Here is a 16,482-nt window from a genome sequence, read left to right on the forward strand (position 1 = left end):
CCTCTTAGTACTTCAGCAGGTTGGCGTCGTCGACGGACGCTGACCTGCGGGTTCGGAAGATCGTCACGATGATGGCCAGGCCGACGACGACCTCGGCCGCGGCCACCACCATCACGAAGAACGCGATGATCTGGCCCTCCAGGTTGCCGTTCTGCCTGGCGAAGGTGACGAACGCGAGGTTGCAGGCGTTGAGCATGAGCTCGACGCACATGAACACCACGATCGCGTTGCGCCTGATCAGCACGCCGAGCGCGCCGATCGCGAACAGCACACCCGACAGGATCAGGTAGTGGGTCGTCACTTGGTCACCTCGTTGGTCGTCTCCTCGGCGTCATCCTCGGCCGTGTGCTTGATGGCCTCGGCGAGCTTCGGGTCCTCGGGGAGGTGGCCGTGCTCGACGTCGTAGCGGGCGATGTAGCGGTTGACCGACGACTCCGCGACCGAGCCGTCGGGCAGCAGCGCCGGCATGTCGATGGCGTTGTTCCTGGCGTAGGTGCCGGGGCCGGGCAGCGGCGAGGGACGCTCGCCGAGGAACCGGGCGCGCGAGAGGTCCTTCTGCGTGGCCTTCTCGGTGAACTTCTCCCGGTGCGCCAGGACCATCGCGCCCAGGGCGGCGGTGATCAGCAGGGCCGAGGTGACCTCGAACGCGAAGACGTACTTGGTGAACAGCAGCAGCGCGATCGAGCGGACGTAGCCGCCCTGCGCCGTGGCCTGTGCCAGGCCCGCCTCACCGGAGAAGATCGCGTTGCCCACCGCCAGGATGATCAGGACGGCGAAGCCGAGGGCCGCGAGGGCGCCCCAGAAGCGCTGGCCCCTCAGCGTCTCCACGAAGGAGTCGGAGGAGTCCACGCCCACCAGCATGAGCACGAACAGGAACAGCATCATGATGGCGCCGGTGTAGACGATGATCTGCACCGCGGCGAGGAAGGGCGCGTCCTGGACGGCGTACAGCACCGCGAGGCAGAGCATCACGGTGCCGAGCATCAGCGCTGAGTAGACGGCCTTCCTGTTGAAGACCATGCCGAGCGCCGCGCCGACCGATACGACGGCGAGAACCCAGAATGTGATGGTCTCACCCATTGGTTCGTCCCAGCCGGTAGTAGTCCTCTTCGGTCTCGCCGAGACGCATCGGGTGGGGCGGCTGCTCCATGCCCGGCGTCAGGTCCGCGAGGAGCATCTCCTTGGTGTAGATGAGGCTCTCGCGGCTGCTGTCGGCGAGCTCGTACTCGTTGGTCATGGTGAGCGCGCGGGTCGGGCAGGCCTCGATGCACAGGCCGCACAGGATGCACCGCAGATAGTTGATCTGGTACGTGCGCCCGTAACGCTCACCCGGCGAGAAGCGCTCCTCGTCGGTGTTGTCCGCGCCCTCGACGTAGATCGCGTCCGCCGGACACGCCCACGCGCACAGCTCGCACCCGACGCACTTCTCCAGCCCGTCCGGCCAGCGGTTGAGCTGGTGACGACCGTGGAAGCGAGGAGCCGTCGGCTTCTTGACCTCCGGGTAGTTGGTCGTGACGGGCTTCTTGAACATCGTGTGGAAGGTGACCCCGAAGCCCTTGACGGGGTTCAGCCAATCAGTTAGTCCCACTGGGAATCTCCTTGTGCTGCACCCCGTGGTAGTGCGGCAGATCGAGCGGCGGCACAGGGAAGCCGCCGGCCGTCGGCTCGTCGGACAGTTGCTCGAACTCGGCCTCCACCTCGGCCTTGCGCGCCTCCTTGCGCCGCTGGTTGACGGTGTCGAACCGCATCCAGATGGCCAGCGCGCCGACCACGATGACCGCGCCGATCACGATGCCGACCGTCTTGTTGCCCTCGTTGACGACCACGTTGCGAGCCGCGGCGACGAGCAGGATCCAGGCCAGGTTCACCGGGATCAGCACCTTCCAGCCCAGGGACATGAGCTGGTCGTAGCGCACGCGCGGCAGCGAGGCACGCACCCACACGATGAAGCTGAAGGTCAGCACGAACTTGATGAAGAACCACAGCACCGGCCACCAGCCCGTGTTGGCGCCGTCCCACAGGGAGATCGGCCACGGGGCCCGCCAGCCGCCCAGGAACAGGGTGACCGCGATGCCCGAGGCGGTGAAGGTGTGCAGGTACTCGCCCATCATGATGAGGGCGAACTTCAGGGAGGAGGAGTACTCGGTCTGGAAGCCGCCGACCAGCTCGCCCTCGCCCTCGGGGAGGTCGAACGGGATTCGGGCGGCCTCGCCGAACATGCAGATCACGTAGATCACGAACGACGGGATCAGCAGGAAGACGAACCAGCCCTGCTCGCCCTGCGCCTTGACGATCTCGGAGGTGGACAGCGTCCCGGCGAACAGGAAGATCGCCACGAACGACAGGCCCATCGCGATCTCGTACGAGACCACCTGCGCCGCCGACCGCAGACCGCCCAGCAGCGCGTACGGCGAGCGCGACGACCAGCCGGCCAGCACCACGCCGTAGACCGAGATGGCGCCCATGGCCAGCATGAACAGCACCGCCACTGGCAGGTCGACGAGCTGCAGCGGCGTCTGGACGCCGAACAGGTTGACCATCGGCGCGAACGGCACGATCGAGAAGGCCAGGAACGCCGGCACGACCATGATCACGGGGGCCAGCAGGTAGAGCACCTTGTCCACGGTCCGCGGGAAGATGTCCTCCTTCAGACCCATCTTGATGCCGTCGGCCACCGACTGGAGCAGACCGAACTTGCCGGCCCGGTTGGGGCCGTAGCGGTGCTGCATCCGCGAGATCAGCTTGCGCTCGTACCAGACGCCGAACAGGATGCCCAGCATCAGGAAGGCGAACAGCATCACGGCCTTGATGATGGTGATCCACAGCGGGTCCTTGCCGAAGTCGGCAAGGGTGGGATCGGCCGCGAGAACGTGGGTCATGATGCGCTCCCGATCGTGACGATGTCGCCGGCCAGCGCGCGCAGGTCGCGCGTGACCGAGCAGCCGCCGGAGTTCGCCGGCACCCAGACCACCCGGTCGGGCAGGTCGGCGACGCGGACCGGCAGCGTGACCGCGTTGGGGCCGGGGCCGCCGACGACGAGCTTGTCGCCGTCGATGACGCCGATCTCGGCCGCCGTGGCCGCCGACACCAGCGCCTCGGTGGCGCGGGCGGTGCCGGCCAGGTACGGCTCGCCGTCCTGGAGCCTGCCCTCGTCGAGCAGCAGGTGCCAGGTCGCCAGCAGCGCCTCGCCGGCCGCCGGGGCGGCCTGGGCGCGGGTGGCGGTGCTCGGCGCGGCGACGCGGGCCCCGCGCCAGGCGCCGAGGCTGGCCAGCTCGCGCCGGACGGCCTTGGCGTCCGGCAGGCCGAGGTGCACGTCCATGCGGTCGGCCAGGTTGCCGATGACGGCCAGGTCGCTCTGGATGCCGGGCACGCGCAGCGGCGCCTCGAACGAGCGGCCCCTGCCCTCCCAGTTGACGAACGTGCCGCCCTTCTCCTGCACCGCCGCGACCGGCAGCACCACGTCGGCGCGGTCGGTGACGGCGCTGGCGCGGATCTCCAGGCTGACGATGAACGGCGTGTTCTCCAGCGCCTCCAGCGCGGCGGCCGGGTCGGCCAGGTCGTGCGGGTCGACGCCGGCCACGACCAGCGCGTCGATCTCGCCGGCGCGGGCGGCGGCGATGATGCCGTCGGTGTCGCGGCCGGGCACGGCGGGCAGCGAGCCCACGTTCCAGACCCTGGCGACCTCGGTCCTGGCGGCCTCGTCGTCCACGGGACGGCCGATCGGCAGCAGGTTGGGCAGCGCGCCGGCTTCGAGCGCGCCGCGCTCACCGGCCCTGCGCGGCACCCAGGCCACCCGCACGCCGGACCCGGCGCCGAGGCGGACCAGCGCCGACAGCGCGCCCGGCACGGTGGCCAGCCGCTCGCCGGCCAGCACGATCGTGCCCTCGGCCAGCGTGCCGACCAGGTCGCCGATCGCGTCGGCCTCGGCGCCCGGGGCGGTGGCGATGAGCGTGCCGCCCATCTTGGCCAGCCCGGCGGAGGCGAACGGCGCGATCGCGGTGACCTTCAGGCCCTTCTTCTGCCACGCCTTGCGCAGGCGCAGGAAGACGATCGGCGACTCCTCCTCGGGCTCGAACCCGACGAGCAGCACGGCCGGAGCCTTCTCAAGGTCGCTGTAGCTGATCTCGATGCCCTTGCCGGCGACCGCGTGCGCCAGGAACTGCGCCTCCTCGGCGGAGTGCGGGCGGGCGCGGAAGTCGATGTCGTTGCTGCCCAGCGCGACCCGGGCGAACTTGCTGTAGGCGTAGGCGTCCTCGACCGTGACCCGGCCGCCGACCAGCACGCCGGCCCGGCCGCGGGCGGCGGCCAGACCCTCGGCGGCGACCGCCAGCGCCTCCGGCCACGAGGCGGGCACGAGCACGCCTTCCTCGTTGCGCACCAGAGGCGTCTTGAGCCGGTCGGGCTGGGTGGCGTAGGAGAAGGCCCAGCGGCCCTTGTCGCAGTTCCACTCCTCGTTCACCTGCGGGTCGTTGCCCGCCAGGCGGCGGGTCACCCGGCCGCGCCGGTGGTCGGTGCGCAGGGAGCAGCCCGACGCGCAGTGCTCGCACGCGCTGGGCGTGGAGACCAGGTCGAACGGACGCGCCCGGAACCGGTAGGCCGCGCCGGTGAGCGCGCCGACCGGGCAGATCTGCACCGTGTTGCCGGAGAAGTAGGAGTTGAACGGCTTGCCGTCGGCGACCCGGACCTGCTCCTTGGCGCCGCGCTCGAAGAACTCGATGAGCGGGTCGCCGGCGATCTGGTCGGAGAAGCGGATGCAGCGGGCGCACTGGACGCAGCGCTCACGGTCGAGCAGCACCTGCGTGGACAGCGGCAGCGGCTTGGGGAACGTGCGCTTCTGCTCCTGGAACCGCGACTCGCCCTGGCCGTTCGACATGGCCTGGTTCTGCAGGGGGCACTCGCCGCCCTTGTCGCAGACCGGGCAGTCGAGCGGGTGGTTCATCAGCAGCAGCTCCATGGCCCCGCGCTGCGCCTTCTCGGCGACCGGCGAGGTGAGCTGGGTCTGCACGACCATGCCCTCGGCGACCTCGATCGCGCAGGACGGCTGCGGCTTGGGGAAGCCGCGGCCGTTGCCCGCGTCGGGGATGTCGACGAGGCACTGGCGGCAGTTGGCCGCCGGGTCGAGCAGCGGGTGGTCGCAGAACCGGGGGATCTGGATGCCCAGCAGCTCGGCGGCCCTGATGATCAGGGTGCCCTTGGGGACACTGACCTGGAACCCGTCGATGGTGAGGGTCACCAGGGTGGTTTCTGTTTCTACGACGGTCACTGCTCACCCCAGAGAGTGGACTTCTTCGGGTCGAACGGGCAGCCGCCGATCTCGAAGTGCTTGAGGTACTCCTCGCGGAAGTACTTCACCGAGGAGTGGATCGGGCTGGTCGCGCCGTCACCGAGGGCGCAGAACGAGCGGCCGAGGATGTTGTCCGCGATGTCGGTGATCGTGGACAGGTCCTCCTCGTTGCCCTGGCCCTTCTCCAGGCGCTTGAGCACCTGCTTGAGCCAGTACGTGCCCTCGCGGCACGGCGTGCACTTGCCGCAGGACTCGTGGGCGTAGAACTCGGTCCAGCGCAGCACCGTGCGGACCACGCAGGTGGTCTCGTCGAAGATCTGCAGCGCGCGGGTGCCGAGCATCGAGCCCTTGGCGCCGACCGCCTCGAAGTCGAGCGGCACGTCGAGGTGCTCGTCGGTGAAGATCGGCGTGGACGAGCCGCCCGGGGTCCAGAACTTGATCTGGTGCCCCTCGCGGATGCCGCCGGCCATGTCGAGCAGCTCGCGCAGCGTGATGCCGAGCGGGGCCTCGTACTGGCCGGGCCTGGTGACGTGGCCGCTGAGGGAGAAGATGCCGAAGCCCTTGGACTTCTCGGTGCCCATCGAGGCGAACCAGTCGGCGCCGTTGCTGATGATCGAGGGAACACTGGCGATCGACTCGACGTTGTTCACGACAGTCGGCGAGGCGTACAGGCCCGCCACGGCCGGGAACGGGGGCTTGAGTCGCGGTTGACCTCTGAAGCCCTCCAGCGAGTCGAGCAGCGCCGTCTCCTCGCCGCAGATGTACGCGCCGGCGCCGCTGTGCACGACGAGCTCCAGGTTGTACCCGGAGCCGAAGATGTCCTCGCCCAGGAAGCCCTTCTCGTACGCCTCGCGCACGGCCGCGTGCAGCCGGCGGATGACGTGCAGCACCTCGCCGCGCACGTAGATGAAGGCGTAGTTGGCCCTGATCGCGAACGCGGTGATGATGACGCCCTCGACCAGCGAGTGCGGGTTGGCCATCATCAGCGGGATGTCCTTGCAGGTGCCCGGCTCCGACTCGTCGGCGTTGACGACGAGGTAGTGGGGCTTGCCGTCGCCCTGCGGGATGAATCCCCACTTCATGCCGGTGGGGAAGCCCGCGCCGCCGCGGCCGCGCAGGCCGGAGTCCTTGACCGCCTGGATGACGGCGTCGGGGTCCATGCCCAGCGCCTTCTTGGCCGCCTTGTAGTCACCGCCGTAGCCGTCGAGGGTGAAGGAGTCGGCCTGGTCCCAGTTGGCGGTCAGGACCGGGGTCAGTGTGGTGCTCATGCCTCGGGGGCCTTCCATCCGTTGGCCTTGGCCACCTTCAGGCCCTCCAGCGAGGGGCCGGCGGCCGACGGGCCGTCGCCCGCCAGGTCGTCGGGCAGGCCCGCGAGCACGCGCGAGGCCTCCTTGAAGGTGCAGAGCTTCTTCGGTCCGCGGGTCGGCCGCACGTCCTTGCCGTCACGCAGGTCGTCGACGAGCTGCTTGGCCGAGTCGGGGGTCTGGTTGTCGAAGAACTCCCAGTTGACCATCATGACCGGGGCGAAGTCGCAGGCCGCGTTGCACTCCAGGCGCTCCAGCGAGATCTTGCCGTCGCCGGTGGTCTCCTCGTGGCCGACGCCGACGTGCTCGGACAGCTCGTCCCAGATCTGGTCGCCGCCCATGACGGCGCACAGCGCGTTGATGCAGACGCCGACGTGGTAGTCGCCGGCCGGCTTGCGCTTGTACATCGTGTAGAAGGTGGCCACGCCGGTGACCTCGGCCTTGCTCAGGCCCAGCATCTCGGCGCAGAACTCCTTGCCGTCGTCGGAGACGTAGCCGTCGGCCGACTGCACGAGGTGGAGCAGCGGCAGCAGGGCGGACCGCGTCTTGGGGTAGCGGCCGATGATCTCCTTGGCGTCCTGTTCGAGACGCTCGCGGACTTCCGGTGAATAAGTCACCGGTCCACACCTCCCATGACGGGGTCGATAGAAGCCACCGCGGCGATCACGTCGGCGACCTGGCCGCCCTCCGCCATGGCGGGGAAGCCCTGCAGGTTGCAGAAGGAAGGCTCGCGGAAGTGCACGCGGTACGGGCGGGTGCCGCCGTCGCTGACGACGTGCGCCCCGAGCTCGCCCTTGGGCGACTCGATGCTCGCGTACGCCTGGCCGGCCGGGACCCGGAAGCCCTCGGTCACCAGCTTGAAGTGGTGGATCAGGGCCTCCATCGAGCTGCCCATGATGTGCGCGATGTGGTCGGGCGAGTTGCCGAAGCCGTCGGGGCCGAGCGCGAGCTGCGCGGGCCAGCCGATCTTCTTGTCCTCGATCATCACCGGGTCGCCCTTGAGCGGGCCGGCGATGCGGTCGAGAGCCTGCTCGATGATCTTGAGCGACTCCTCCATCTCCCGCATGCGCACGAGGTAGCGCGAGTAGACGTCGCAGCCGCGCTCGGTGGCGACCTCGAACTCGTACGTCTCGTAGCCGGAGTAGGGCTGCGACTTGCGCAGGTCCCAGGGCAGCCCGGCGGCGCGCAGGATCGGGCCGGTGATGCCGAGCGCCATGCAGCCGGTCAGGTCGAGGTAGCCGACGTCCCTGGTGCGGCGCACGTAGACAGGGTTCTCGTCGAGGAGCTTGCGGATGTCCTTGATCCGCTTGGGCATCTCCTTGAGGAACTCGCCCACCTTGTCGACCGCGCCCGCGGGCAGGTCGACGCTGACGCCGCCCGGCCTGACGTAGGCGTGGTTCATGCGCAGACCCGTGATGTACTCGAACAGGTCCATGATCATTTCACGGTCGCGGTAGCCGAACAGGAACGGCGTGGTCGCGCCCAGCTCCATGCCGAACGTGCCCATCGCGACCAGGTGCGAGGCGATGCGGTTGAGCTCCATCATCATCACGCGGATGGCCTGCGCCCGCTCGGGCACGCGGTCGGTGATGCCGAGCAGCTTCTCCACGCCCATGCAGTACGCGGTCTCGTTGAAGATCGGCGAGAGGTAGTCCATGCGGGTCACGAACGTGGTCCCCTGGGTCCACGTCCGGTACTCCATGTTCTTCTCGATGCCGGTGTGCAGGTAGCCGATGACGCTGCGCGCCTCGGTGACCGTCTCACCGTCGAGGGTCAGGACCAGGCGGAGCACGCCGTGCGTGGACGGGTGCTGCGGGCCCATGTTGACGACCAGGCGCTCTTCCTCGGTGTCGCGCGCGCCGCCGACGACCTCGTCCCAGTCTCCGCCGGTGACCGAGTAGACCTTGCCCTCTGTCGCCTCGTCATAAGCGGTGCTCATGAGTAAGACCTCCTCTGGTCCGGCGAGGGGATGGTGGCGCCCCGGTACTCGACCGGGATGCCGCCGAGCGGGTAGTCCTTGCGCTGCGGGTGACCGTCCCAGTCATCCGGCATCATGATCCGGGTGAGCGACGGATGGCCGTCGAAGACGATTCCGAAGAAGTCGTACGTCTCCCGCTCATGCCAGTCATGACCAGGGTAAACGCCCACAGTTGATGGAATGTGCGGGTCGCTGTCCGGTGCGCTGACCTCCAGGCGCACGCGCCTGTTGTGGGTGATCGAGCACAGGTGGTAGACGGCGTGCAGCTCCTCGCCCTTCAGGTGCGGGTAGTGCACCCCGGAGACGCCGAGCGACAGCTCGAACCGCAGGGCCGGGTCGTCGCGCAGCTTCTGGGCGACCTCCACCAGGCGCTCGCGGCGGACGTGCAGGGTCAGCTCGCCGCGGTCGACCACGACGCGCTCGATGGCGTCGTCGAGGGCGAGGGCGTCGACCAGCTCGTCGAAGTAGCCGCCGTACGGGCGGGGCGTGGAGATCTGCGGCGCCCGGCGGACGACGAGACCGCCGTAGCCGGAGGTGTCGCCGGAGTCGTGCGCGCCGAACATGCCGTGCCGGGCGACGGGCGCCTCGGGGACGGCCGGGACCGAGGCGGCCTCGGGGGCCTCCCCGCTCTCCGGGCTCCCGGGAAGGTGGTCGGGCGAGGTCACTTTCCGGCCCCCTGGTCGATCAGCGGCAGCGTGCGCAGCGCCCGCAGTTCGAGGTCCTCGATCTGCTTGGCGCGGTGAGCGCCGAACTTCATGTTCTGGATCTTGTCGTGCAGCTTCACGATCGCGTCGATCAGCATCTCGGGCCGCGGCGGGCAGCCGGGCAGGTAGATGTCGACCGGCACGACGTGGTCGACGCCCTGCACGATGGCGTAGTTGTTGAACATGCCGCCGCTGGAGGCGCACACGCCCATGGCGATGACCCACTTGGGCTCGGCCATCTGGTCGTAGATCTGCCGCAGGACGGGCGCCATCTTCTGCGACACGCGCCCGGCGACGATCATGAGGTCGGCCTGGCGGGGAGACGCCGAAGCGCGCTCCATGCCGAAGCGCGCCAGGTCGTAGTGGGGGCCACCGGTGGCCATCAGCTCGATGGCGCAACATGCGAGGCCGAACGTGGCCGGCCACACCGAGCTCTTGCGCGCCCATCCTGCGGCGGCTTCGACCGTGCTGAGGATGAACCCGCTGGGGAGTTTCTCTTCAAGTCCCATTTTCAGTCCCAGTCCAGACCCTTGCGGCGCCACACGTACGCGTAGGCGACGAGCACGGTGACGATGAACAGCAGCATCTCGACCAGCGCGAACAGCCCGAGGCCGGACGCGATGGTGGTGCCCGCGTCGTTCTTCAGCGGCGCGAAGGAGACCGCCCACGGGTAGAGGAAGATGATCTCGATGTCGAACACGATGAAGAGCATCGCGGTGATCATGTATTTGAGCGGGAACCGTCCGCCACCGACCGGCTGGGGCGTCGGCTCGATGCCGCATTCATAGGCGTCAAGCTTGGCGCGGTTCCAGCGCTTGGGTCCGGTGAAGGGAGCGATGGCGACCGAGAAGATCGCGAAGCCCCCCGCGAGAACGGCGAGCACCAGGATGGGCACGTAAAGGTCCATCGCTACGCCTCCTCTGGAGTCGCCGCGCGCGCGGGCGCGCAGCTTGATGTGTCTGTCGTGGGAATCATGCTGGTGGGGCGACCTTCGAGAGAGCGTTGATGATCATGTCGGACGCATCGCCTCGCCGGTCGGTGAGATTACCAAGGAGCTTGAGCGCGAAGCGCATCAGCCTCGGGTGTGGCAGGCCGTGCCTGGTCCCGAAGCTCATCACACCCGGCTTCCCAATCGCCTCGACGAACAACCTCCCTAGTGTGAAGTAGCCGCCGTAGGCGTCCTTCATCACCTGGGGGTAGGTCCTCAGGATCCGCTCGCGCTGTGCGGGAGTGGTGTCCTTGAGTGCCTTCGCGATGATCTCGGCGGCGATCTCGCCGGTCTCCATGGCGTAGGCGATGCCCTCGCCGTTGAACGGGTTGATGGACCCGCCGGAGTCACCCACGAGGATAAGACCCCGGGTGTAGTGCGGCTGCCTGTTGAAGGCCATCGGGAGAGCGGCGCCGCGGATGGGGGCCGTCATGTTCTCCTCGGTGAAGCCCCAGTCGGCCGGCATGGCCCTGCACCAGCGCTTCAACAGGTCGCGGTAGTCGATGTTGCCGAACTGGGCGCTGGTGTTGAGCAGCCCGAGCCCGACGTTGGCGGTGCCGTCGCCGACCCCGAACACCCAGCCGTAGCCGGGCAGCAGGGTGTCGCCGTCCCACAGCTCCAGCCAGGTCTCCAGGTAGTCGTCGTCGTGGCGGGGGCTCTCGAAGTAGGTGCGGACGGCCACGCCCATGGGCCGGTCCTCCCGCTTGTGCAGGCCCATGCCGATCGCCAGGCGGGTGCTGTTGCCGTCGGCCGCCACGACCACCCGGCTGCGGTACGTCGCGCCGTCCTTGGTGCGCACGCCGACGATGTGCCCGCTGCGGTCGTCGAGCACCGGCCCGGTCACGGTGACGCCCTCCATGAGGCGCACGCCGTTCTTGACCGCGTTGGCCGCGACGATCTGGTCGAAGTCCTTGCGGGTGCGGACCAGGCCGAAGTCGGGGAAGCGCTCCAACTGCGGCCAGTCGAGCTCGAAGCGGAGGCCGCCGCCGACGACGCGCAGGCCCTTGTTCCTGATCCAGCCGGGCGCGTCGATGTCGACGCCCATGTTGAGCAACTGCTTGACGGCACGTGGCGTCAGGCCGTCGCCGCAGACCTTCTCGCGGGGGAACCTGGTCTTCTCCAGGAGCAGCACGTCGAGACCGGCCTGAGCGAGGTAAAAGGCGGTTGCGGAACCGGCGGGACCGGCGCCGACGACGATGACGTCGGCGTCAGCCTGTATGGCTGGTGGCACGGTCACTGGACTGTCCTGTCCTACACGCTCGAAGGCCTCGGGGTGTTACGCCTTCGTTCCTTTGTGAACCCCTTCACAAACTTGTCGGCCCGCAGTCTACTGCTTTTCCTGTACATAGTGGCAGTCGGGGTACGGATCCTGGACACAAGAAGACCCTCCGTCGTCAACGAAGGGCCGGGCACGGGAACGTCAGACTTCGAACTCGGCGTTGCGCACTCCGCCCGAGGGGTCTTTCGAGTCACGCGACAGCACGTCGCCGGTCGTGCTCCGGGCGAACTCGACGCACTCGCCGGCGACCGCGCTGAGACTGCTCCCGCGCCGTCCGCCCGGCGAGACAGTGGGGCCGCTCATCGGACGGACCACCTCCCGAGTCTCATTGGTCTGGACCAATGACGGTAGCCAACAGAAGATCGCCCCAGCCTGCAAGACACGCCACGATAACCATGTCGTTACAATTGATCTGCCGACGACGCGCTGAAATCGCGCGATTCCTCCTCGCCCACGGCGCCGTCGGTGCGGACCGGGGCGAGCAGCAGGCCGCCGCGCCCGCCGCCGACCCCGTGGTGCCGCGGAAGCTTGGAGACGTCCTGCCCGGACGGCGCCTCCGATTTCTCGAAAAATCGAGAGATATGCCCACAAAGGGTGATGGCAATCCTCGCCGGGAAGACCGGGTTTCATCTGGAAAGAGTCCCTGTCGTCATCCCAGCGGGAATTGCACGGGGCTTCCCTCCGGCACATCCTCGGAGCCGCCCGCAAAGGCAAAAACCGGCGGAAGGCGGAAAACGATTCCAGGAACTTTCGCCATGGCCGCCCGCCCGCGGCTCAGGCGGGCTTGAACGCCCGGTGGACGGCGACGATGCCCATCGTCAGGTTGCGCCAGGCGACCCGCTCCCAGCCGGCGTCGCTGATCGTCCGGGCCAGCGTCCGCTGGTCGGGCCAGTCTCTGATGGACTCGGCCAGGTAGTCATAAGAGTCGTCGTTGGAGCCGAACACCTTGGCCACCTTGGGCAGGGCCCTCATCAGGTATTCGCGGTAGACCAGGTCGAACGGCCCGAACGTGACGTGCGAGAACTCCAGGATCACCAGCCGGCCGCCCGGCCTGGTCACGCGGAGCATCTCGCGCAGCGCCTGCGAGGTGTCGTGCACGTTGCGCAGCGCCACCGAGATCGTCACCGCGTCGAAGACGTCGTCGGCGAACGGCAGCCGCATCGCGTCGCCGGCCACGAACGGGATGCCCGGCCCGCTCAGCGCGTTGCCGCCGTGCCGCTGCACGCCCGTGCGCAACATGCCGAGGGAGAAGTCGGAGGCCACCGCGCGGGCGCCGAGCCCGGTGAAGCTGTCGGTGGAGGTGCCGGTGCCGGCCCCCAGGTCGAGCACGACCTCGCCGGGCCCCGCGTCGACGGCGGCGGCCACGGCCTTGCGCCAGAGCCTGACCTGCCACAGCGAGGCCACGTCGTTGACCAGGTCGTAGCGCCGGGCGGTGCGATCGAACATCGCGGCGACCTCGTCCGGCTGCTTGTCCAACTGAGCGCGCGTCATGCGGACAAGAGTACTCAGGCGGCCCGTGCGGTATTCGCCGGGCGTTACGGCCTTTGACCAGCCACCACCGGGCCGCCGGCGAGCCAGGCCCTTGCGGCAATTGACGCAAAGTAGCGGCACCGCTACCGAACGTCTGCTAGTTGTTGGTGAATGCTTGCCCGTGTCGCCCTTGCGGCGATCATCGCTTCGGCCCCCGTCGCGCACTCCCGCGTGGTCTCGGCCGACCCGGTCGACAACACCCCCCACGTCCTCGACGGCATCGTCAACGCCATCGCGCTGGTCGGTGGCACCGTCGTCGTCGGCGGCTCGTTCAGCGAGGTCAGCGACGCCGGGCGCACGTACACGCTGCGCCGGGCCAACCTGTTCGCCTACGACCTGGCGACCGGCCGCATCCTGCGCGGCTTCGCGCCGTCCGTCGCCGGGCCGGTCTACGGGCTGGCCGCCGGCGACCACGGCACGGTCTACGTGGGCGGCGCCTTCCCCGGCGTCAACAACGTCGGCGCCCGCGCGCTCGCCCGGCTCAACGTCGCCGACGGGCAGCTCGTCGACGGCTTCATGCCCCGGATCGAGGGGGGAATGGTCACCACCCTGGTCAGGAACGGCTCCAGGCTCTACGTCGGCGGCGACTTCGTCCGGCCGCGCGTCGCCCTGGCCGGGCTCGACGCCGCGACGGGCGTGGCCGACCCCGGCTTCGCCGTCACGCCGGGCGAGCCGCTGACGCCCAGGGTGAAGGTCCAGGCCCTCGCCCTGTCGGGCGGCCGGCTGGCGGTCGACGGCTCGTTCACCACGCTCGGCGGGCGGTCCCGGCCGCAGCTCGGGCTGATCGACGTCAGCGGGCCCGTGGCCAGGGTCGCCGACTGGCGTACCGAGGTCTACGCCCAGCGCTGCGCGGACGCGTTCCCCTCCTACGTGCGCGGCCTCGACTTCGCCCCCGACGGCCGCTCCTTCGTGGTGGTCACGACCGGGGGCCCGAAGGGCCGCATGTGCGACACGGCCGCCCGGTTCGAGACGTACGCCGCAGGCCCGGACGTCAGGCCGACCTGGACCAACGCCACCGGCGGCGACTCGCTCTACGCGGTGGCGGTCACCGGCTCAGCCGTGTACGTCGGCGGCCACCAGCGCTGGCTGGACAACCCCCAGGGCCGCGACTCGGCCGGCCCGGGAGCGGTGCCCCGCGAGGGCATCGGCGCCATTCATCCGCGCACGGGAAAGGCGCTCGCCTGGAATCCCGGCCGCGAGCGGGGCATCGGCGTGAAGGCATTTCTGGCGCACAAGACCGGCCTACTAGTCGGTAGTGACACAACGCGACTCGGACGGGAGTACCATGCCCGGATTGGCATGTTCCCCCTGCCCTAGTCGTCCTGCGGCTCAGGCCGGTCGATCCGGCCGCTGAGGCGTGCGCTGACGGCGTCACGCTGCCTCGACAGCAGCACGTAGCTGGCTATGCCGCTGATCACGAAAGCGGCAGCGAGCAGGAACAGCGGGTTTTGCAGGCCGACGAGGTACAGAACACCCAGGGTCACGACAAACAGGCCGATCCGCGACGCGGTGTAAACGAGAACGGGATGCACAGGTTCGAGGTTACTCGTCCCTGCGTAGCGGTCGCTCTTCGCATCGGACGCGAGCGCTGCTACTGTTCCCAGTAAGGGTGTTTCGTAAAGAAACACCCACGAGAGCCCCAAAGAGGCTCTATCATATAACAATCGGGCAGTCAGCTGATAACAACCCGTGATCTTTGTCGAAAACCACGGATAAATCAGGCTTCGCTCGACACACTGGTTACCTGTCCGCCCGCTGGCAGGAAGCGGGATGCGAGGGGGAGAGATTGGTGGAGAGTAGCAGCGAGCGTCTGCTGACCCCAGGAGAGGTTGCCGCCCTCTTCCGGGTAGACCCAAAGACGGTTACGCGCTGGGCTGCGGCAGGCCGCATCAGCAGTATCCGCACCCCCGGAGGGCACCGGCGCTTCCGCGAGTCGGAAGTGCACGCCCTTCTTCGAGGCGAGGACGTTCTCACGGCCGACAGGCCAGCAGGTGAGTCCCCGCGCGTCTGACGTTCCGTCTAGTCGGTGATCCTGAGATCCGCCAGGATCACCGCTGGCGGGACCTCAATCCGCCTCACGTCGTGAGGCCGTGGTCGAGCGTGCCTGCGGGCCACACTTCCCGAGGGCAGGCACGGGGCGGCGCCAACCGCCGACCGTGGCTGGCGCCTGTCCTTCTCAGGCGTCCTCCTCCTGGCTGGCCTTGAAGGCCAGGAACTCGCGTTCGAGGTCGTCGTTCTCCTCTTCCCAGCGACTGCGGCGCTCGGCCGCCTCCTCCTCGGTCAGCGACTCGGGCAGCCACTTGTCGTAGTCGGCATCGCCGGGCTGCACGTCCACGTACGCGTTGCCGATCAGACGCCCGTCTTCGCTGGTCAGGGTCTGCGGCACGCGCAGGGTCCCGTCAGCGAGCCGGATGACGTACATGGCTGATCACCTAGATTCCGTAGCGCCGGTTGAAGAAGAGCATGACGTCGAGCGCCATCCGTGTGTCGCCGCCGAGCATGTCGACCAGGGCCGGGCGCTGGCGGGCGGCGATGGCGGCGAAGGCGTCGGCGAAGAACTCCTTGCGGCCCAGGCCGTTGCCCTGCCGGTGGAAGGTCGAGGCCAGCTTCGGGAAGGCGTTCTCGTAGAGCCGGACGAACTCCGGCGAGTCCGACACCCATTCGCCGTGGAACGAGTCCAGGTCGTCGATGGCGTGGCCGACTTCGTGCATCATCACGTCCGGCGTGGGTGAGGGGCGGTCGCCCACCACGATCTTGCGGTCGCCGTACGCGCCGGCGCAGATGTCCCAGGTGGCCCGCCCGGACGGGAGCGGCGCGCCGCGTAAGTAGCCCATGTCGTCGAGGTCGGGGACGCCGCCGGGGCCGACGTAGATGCCTTCGAGGCCGGCGGCCAGCAGTTCCTTCAGCCGGTCGGGCAGCCGGGCCAGGCTTTCCACGGCGCGTACGGCGTCCTTGGAGGGCGGGCCGTGCCGGGCGTCCCACTGGCGGTGGAGGATCTTCTCCAGCTTGCCGCAGTGGCGTAGTCCGTCGCCGATGGAGGGGGCCTCCGGCCTGTTGGGCTGGGCCCTCGGCGGCGTGTCGTCGAGCTCGAAGTCGTACCAGGTGTAGCGGGGGCGTTCGGCGACGGCGGCGGGCAGGCGTGGCGCGCGCTCGCGCAGCGAGAGGCCGTCCCAGGTGACCTCGCGCCGCTGGGGGGCGCCGGGGCGGGCGAACCGCTCCGGCTGCTGCTCCCTGCGCCGCTCGGCGCCCTTGAGCTGCTCTCTCGGGGCCTCCGGGCGGCTCTCCCTCCGCCGGGACCAGAAGGAACGGTCCGCGTCCGGAGGAGCCTCGTCACGCCGCGAGAACAGGTACGACCCGCGGCGCCACCAACGGCCGCGCCGATGTCGGCCCTTGTCGTGAGAAAAGGCCATCGCAC

19 protein-coding genes are annotated in these 16,482 nt (G+C 69.0%); 2 read left to right on the forward strand and 17 right to left on the reverse strand.

The features are described 5' to 3' along the window. Positions 1–4: 4 nt before the first annotated feature. From nuoK to ABT158_RS25160, 14 genes are all read right to left on the reverse strand, one after another. A complete protein-coding gene (nuoK, locus tag ABT158_RS25095) occupies positions 5–301 on the reverse strand; it encodes an NADH-quinone oxidoreductase subunit NuoK (protein ID WP_352322504.1) in 297 nt (98 codons plus the stop codon). Then, positions 298–1,080 (reverse strand): NADH-quinone oxidoreductase subunit J, encoded by a 783-nt coding sequence (locus tag ABT158_RS25100; RefSeq protein WP_352357243.1) that lies wholly within the window; start codon positions 1,078–1,080, stop codon positions 298–300. The genes nuoK and ABT158_RS25100 overlap by 4 nt, the downstream gene beginning before the upstream one ends. Further along, on the reverse strand, positions 1,073–1,588 hold the full coding sequence (gene nuoI, locus ABT158_RS25105) for an NADH-quinone oxidoreductase subunit NuoI (RefSeq protein ID WP_352357245.1): 516 nt from the start codon (positions 1,586–1,588) through the stop codon (positions 1,073–1,075). Before nuoI ends, ABT158_RS25100 begins: the two co-directional genes overlap by 8 nt. Beyond that, positions 1,575–2,879 (reverse strand): NADH-quinone oxidoreductase subunit NuoH, encoded by a 1,305-nt coding sequence (gene nuoH / locus ABT158_RS25110; RefSeq protein ID WP_352322507.1) that lies wholly within the window; start codon positions 2,877–2,879, stop codon positions 1,575–1,577. Before nuoH ends, nuoI begins: the two co-directional genes overlap by 14 nt. Continuing rightward, positions 2,876–5,263: an NADH-quinone oxidoreductase subunit G gene (locus tag ABT158_RS25115; protein ID WP_352357248.1), complete on the reverse strand. Its 2,388-nt coding sequence runs from the start codon at positions 5,261–5,263 to the stop codon at positions 2,876–2,878. Before ABT158_RS25115 ends, nuoH begins: the two co-directional genes overlap by 4 nt. Next, positions 5,260–6,552, reverse strand: a complete 1,293-nt coding sequence (gene nuoF, locus ABT158_RS25120; protein ID WP_352357250.1) for an NADH-quinone oxidoreductase subunit NuoF — start codon at positions 6,550–6,552, stop codon at positions 5,260–5,262. The genes ABT158_RS25115 and nuoF overlap by 4 nt, the downstream gene beginning before the upstream one ends. Further along, a complete protein-coding gene (gene nuoE, locus ABT158_RS25125; RefSeq protein ID WP_352357252.1) occupies positions 6,549–7,205 on the reverse strand; it encodes an NADH-quinone oxidoreductase subunit NuoE in 657 nt (218 codons plus the stop codon). The genes nuoF and nuoE overlap by 4 nt, the downstream gene beginning before the upstream one ends. Beyond that, positions 7,202–8,527: an NADH-quinone oxidoreductase subunit D gene (locus tag ABT158_RS25130; protein WP_352357254.1), complete on the reverse strand. Its 1,326-nt coding sequence runs from the start codon at positions 8,525–8,527 to the stop codon at positions 7,202–7,204. The genes nuoE and ABT158_RS25130 overlap by 4 nt, the downstream gene beginning before the upstream one ends. Beyond that, positions 8,524–9,129, reverse strand: a complete 606-nt coding sequence (locus ABT158_RS25135; RefSeq protein ID WP_352357630.1) for an NADH-quinone oxidoreductase subunit C — start codon at positions 9,127–9,129, stop codon at positions 8,524–8,526. Before ABT158_RS25135 ends, ABT158_RS25130 begins: the two co-directional genes overlap by 4 nt. Positions 9,130–9,227: 98 nt before the next feature. Then, positions 9,228–9,779 (reverse strand): NuoB/complex I 20 kDa subunit family protein, encoded by a 552-nt coding sequence (locus ABT158_RS25140; RefSeq protein ID WP_352322512.1) that lies wholly within the window; start codon positions 9,777–9,779, stop codon positions 9,228–9,230. Positions 9,780–9,781: 2 nt separating this feature from the next. Then, positions 9,782–10,177 (reverse strand): NADH-quinone oxidoreductase subunit A, encoded by a 396-nt coding sequence (locus ABT158_RS25145; RefSeq protein WP_352322513.1) that lies wholly within the window; start codon positions 10,175–10,177, stop codon positions 9,782–9,784. Between the two features lie 64 nt (positions 10,178–10,241). Beyond that, positions 10,242–11,495: a geranylgeranyl reductase family protein gene (locus ABT158_RS25150; protein ID WP_352322514.1), complete on the reverse strand. Its 1,254-nt coding sequence runs from the start codon at positions 11,493–11,495 to the stop codon at positions 10,242–10,244. A 183-nt stretch (positions 11,496–11,678) separates the two neighbouring features. Continuing rightward, entirely contained in the window at positions 11,679–11,840 is a 162-nt protein-coding gene (locus ABT158_RS25155) for a DUF397 domain-containing protein (RefSeq protein WP_352357257.1), read from the reverse strand. Between the two features lie 471 nt (positions 11,841–12,311). Beyond that, complete coding sequence (locus ABT158_RS25160; RefSeq protein ID WP_352357259.1) at positions 12,312–13,028, reverse strand: demethylmenaquinone methyltransferase; 717 nt, start codon at positions 13,026–13,028, stop codon at positions 12,312–12,314. A gap of 150 nt (positions 13,029–13,178) precedes the next feature. Here ABT158_RS25160 and ABT158_RS25165 point away from each other — a divergent pair, with 150 nt between their 5' ends. Next, the gene (locus ABT158_RS25165) at positions 13,179–14,384 is read left to right on the forward strand and encodes a hypothetical protein (RefSeq protein ID WP_352357261.1); all 1,206 of its coding nucleotides are present in this window, start codon (positions 13,179–13,181) and stop codon (positions 14,382–14,384) included. On the opposite strand, the gene ABT158_RS25170 is transcribed toward ABT158_RS25165, so the two are convergent. Next, on the reverse strand, positions 14,381–14,599 hold the full coding sequence (locus ABT158_RS25170; protein WP_352357263.1) for a DUF4229 domain-containing protein: 219 nt from the start codon (positions 14,597–14,599) through the stop codon (positions 14,381–14,383). The two genes, ABT158_RS25165 and ABT158_RS25170, sit on opposite strands and share 4 nt — an antisense overlap. 257 nt (positions 14,600–14,856) lie before the next feature. Between ABT158_RS25170 and ABT158_RS25175 the strand changes: the two genes are divergently transcribed. Next, complete coding sequence (locus ABT158_RS25175) at positions 14,857–15,078, forward strand: BldC family transcriptional regulator (RefSeq protein WP_026214226.1); 222 nt, start codon at positions 14,857–14,859, stop codon at positions 15,076–15,078. A gap of 165 nt (positions 15,079–15,243) precedes the next feature. Here the strand turns inward: ABT158_RS25175 and ABT158_RS25180 are convergent, their stop codons facing one another. Together ABT158_RS25180 and ABT158_RS25185 are read right to left on the reverse strand one after the other, a co-directional pair. Further along, the gene (locus tag ABT158_RS25180) at positions 15,244–15,489 is read right to left on the reverse strand and encodes a hypothetical protein (RefSeq protein ID WP_352357266.1); all 246 of its coding nucleotides are present in this window, start codon (positions 15,487–15,489) and stop codon (positions 15,244–15,246) included. Between the two features lie 10 nt (positions 15,490–15,499). Next, entirely contained in the window at positions 15,500–16,477 is a 978-nt protein-coding gene (locus tag ABT158_RS25185) for a hypothetical protein (RefSeq protein ID WP_352357268.1), read from the reverse strand. Between the last annotated feature and the right edge of the window lie 5 nt (positions 16,478–16,482).

It is taken from the genome of Nonomuraea sp. NPDC001636 (assembly GCF_040298265.1).
Lineage (GTDB): Bacteria > Actinomycetota > Actinomycetes > Streptosporangiales > Streptosporangiaceae > Nonomuraea.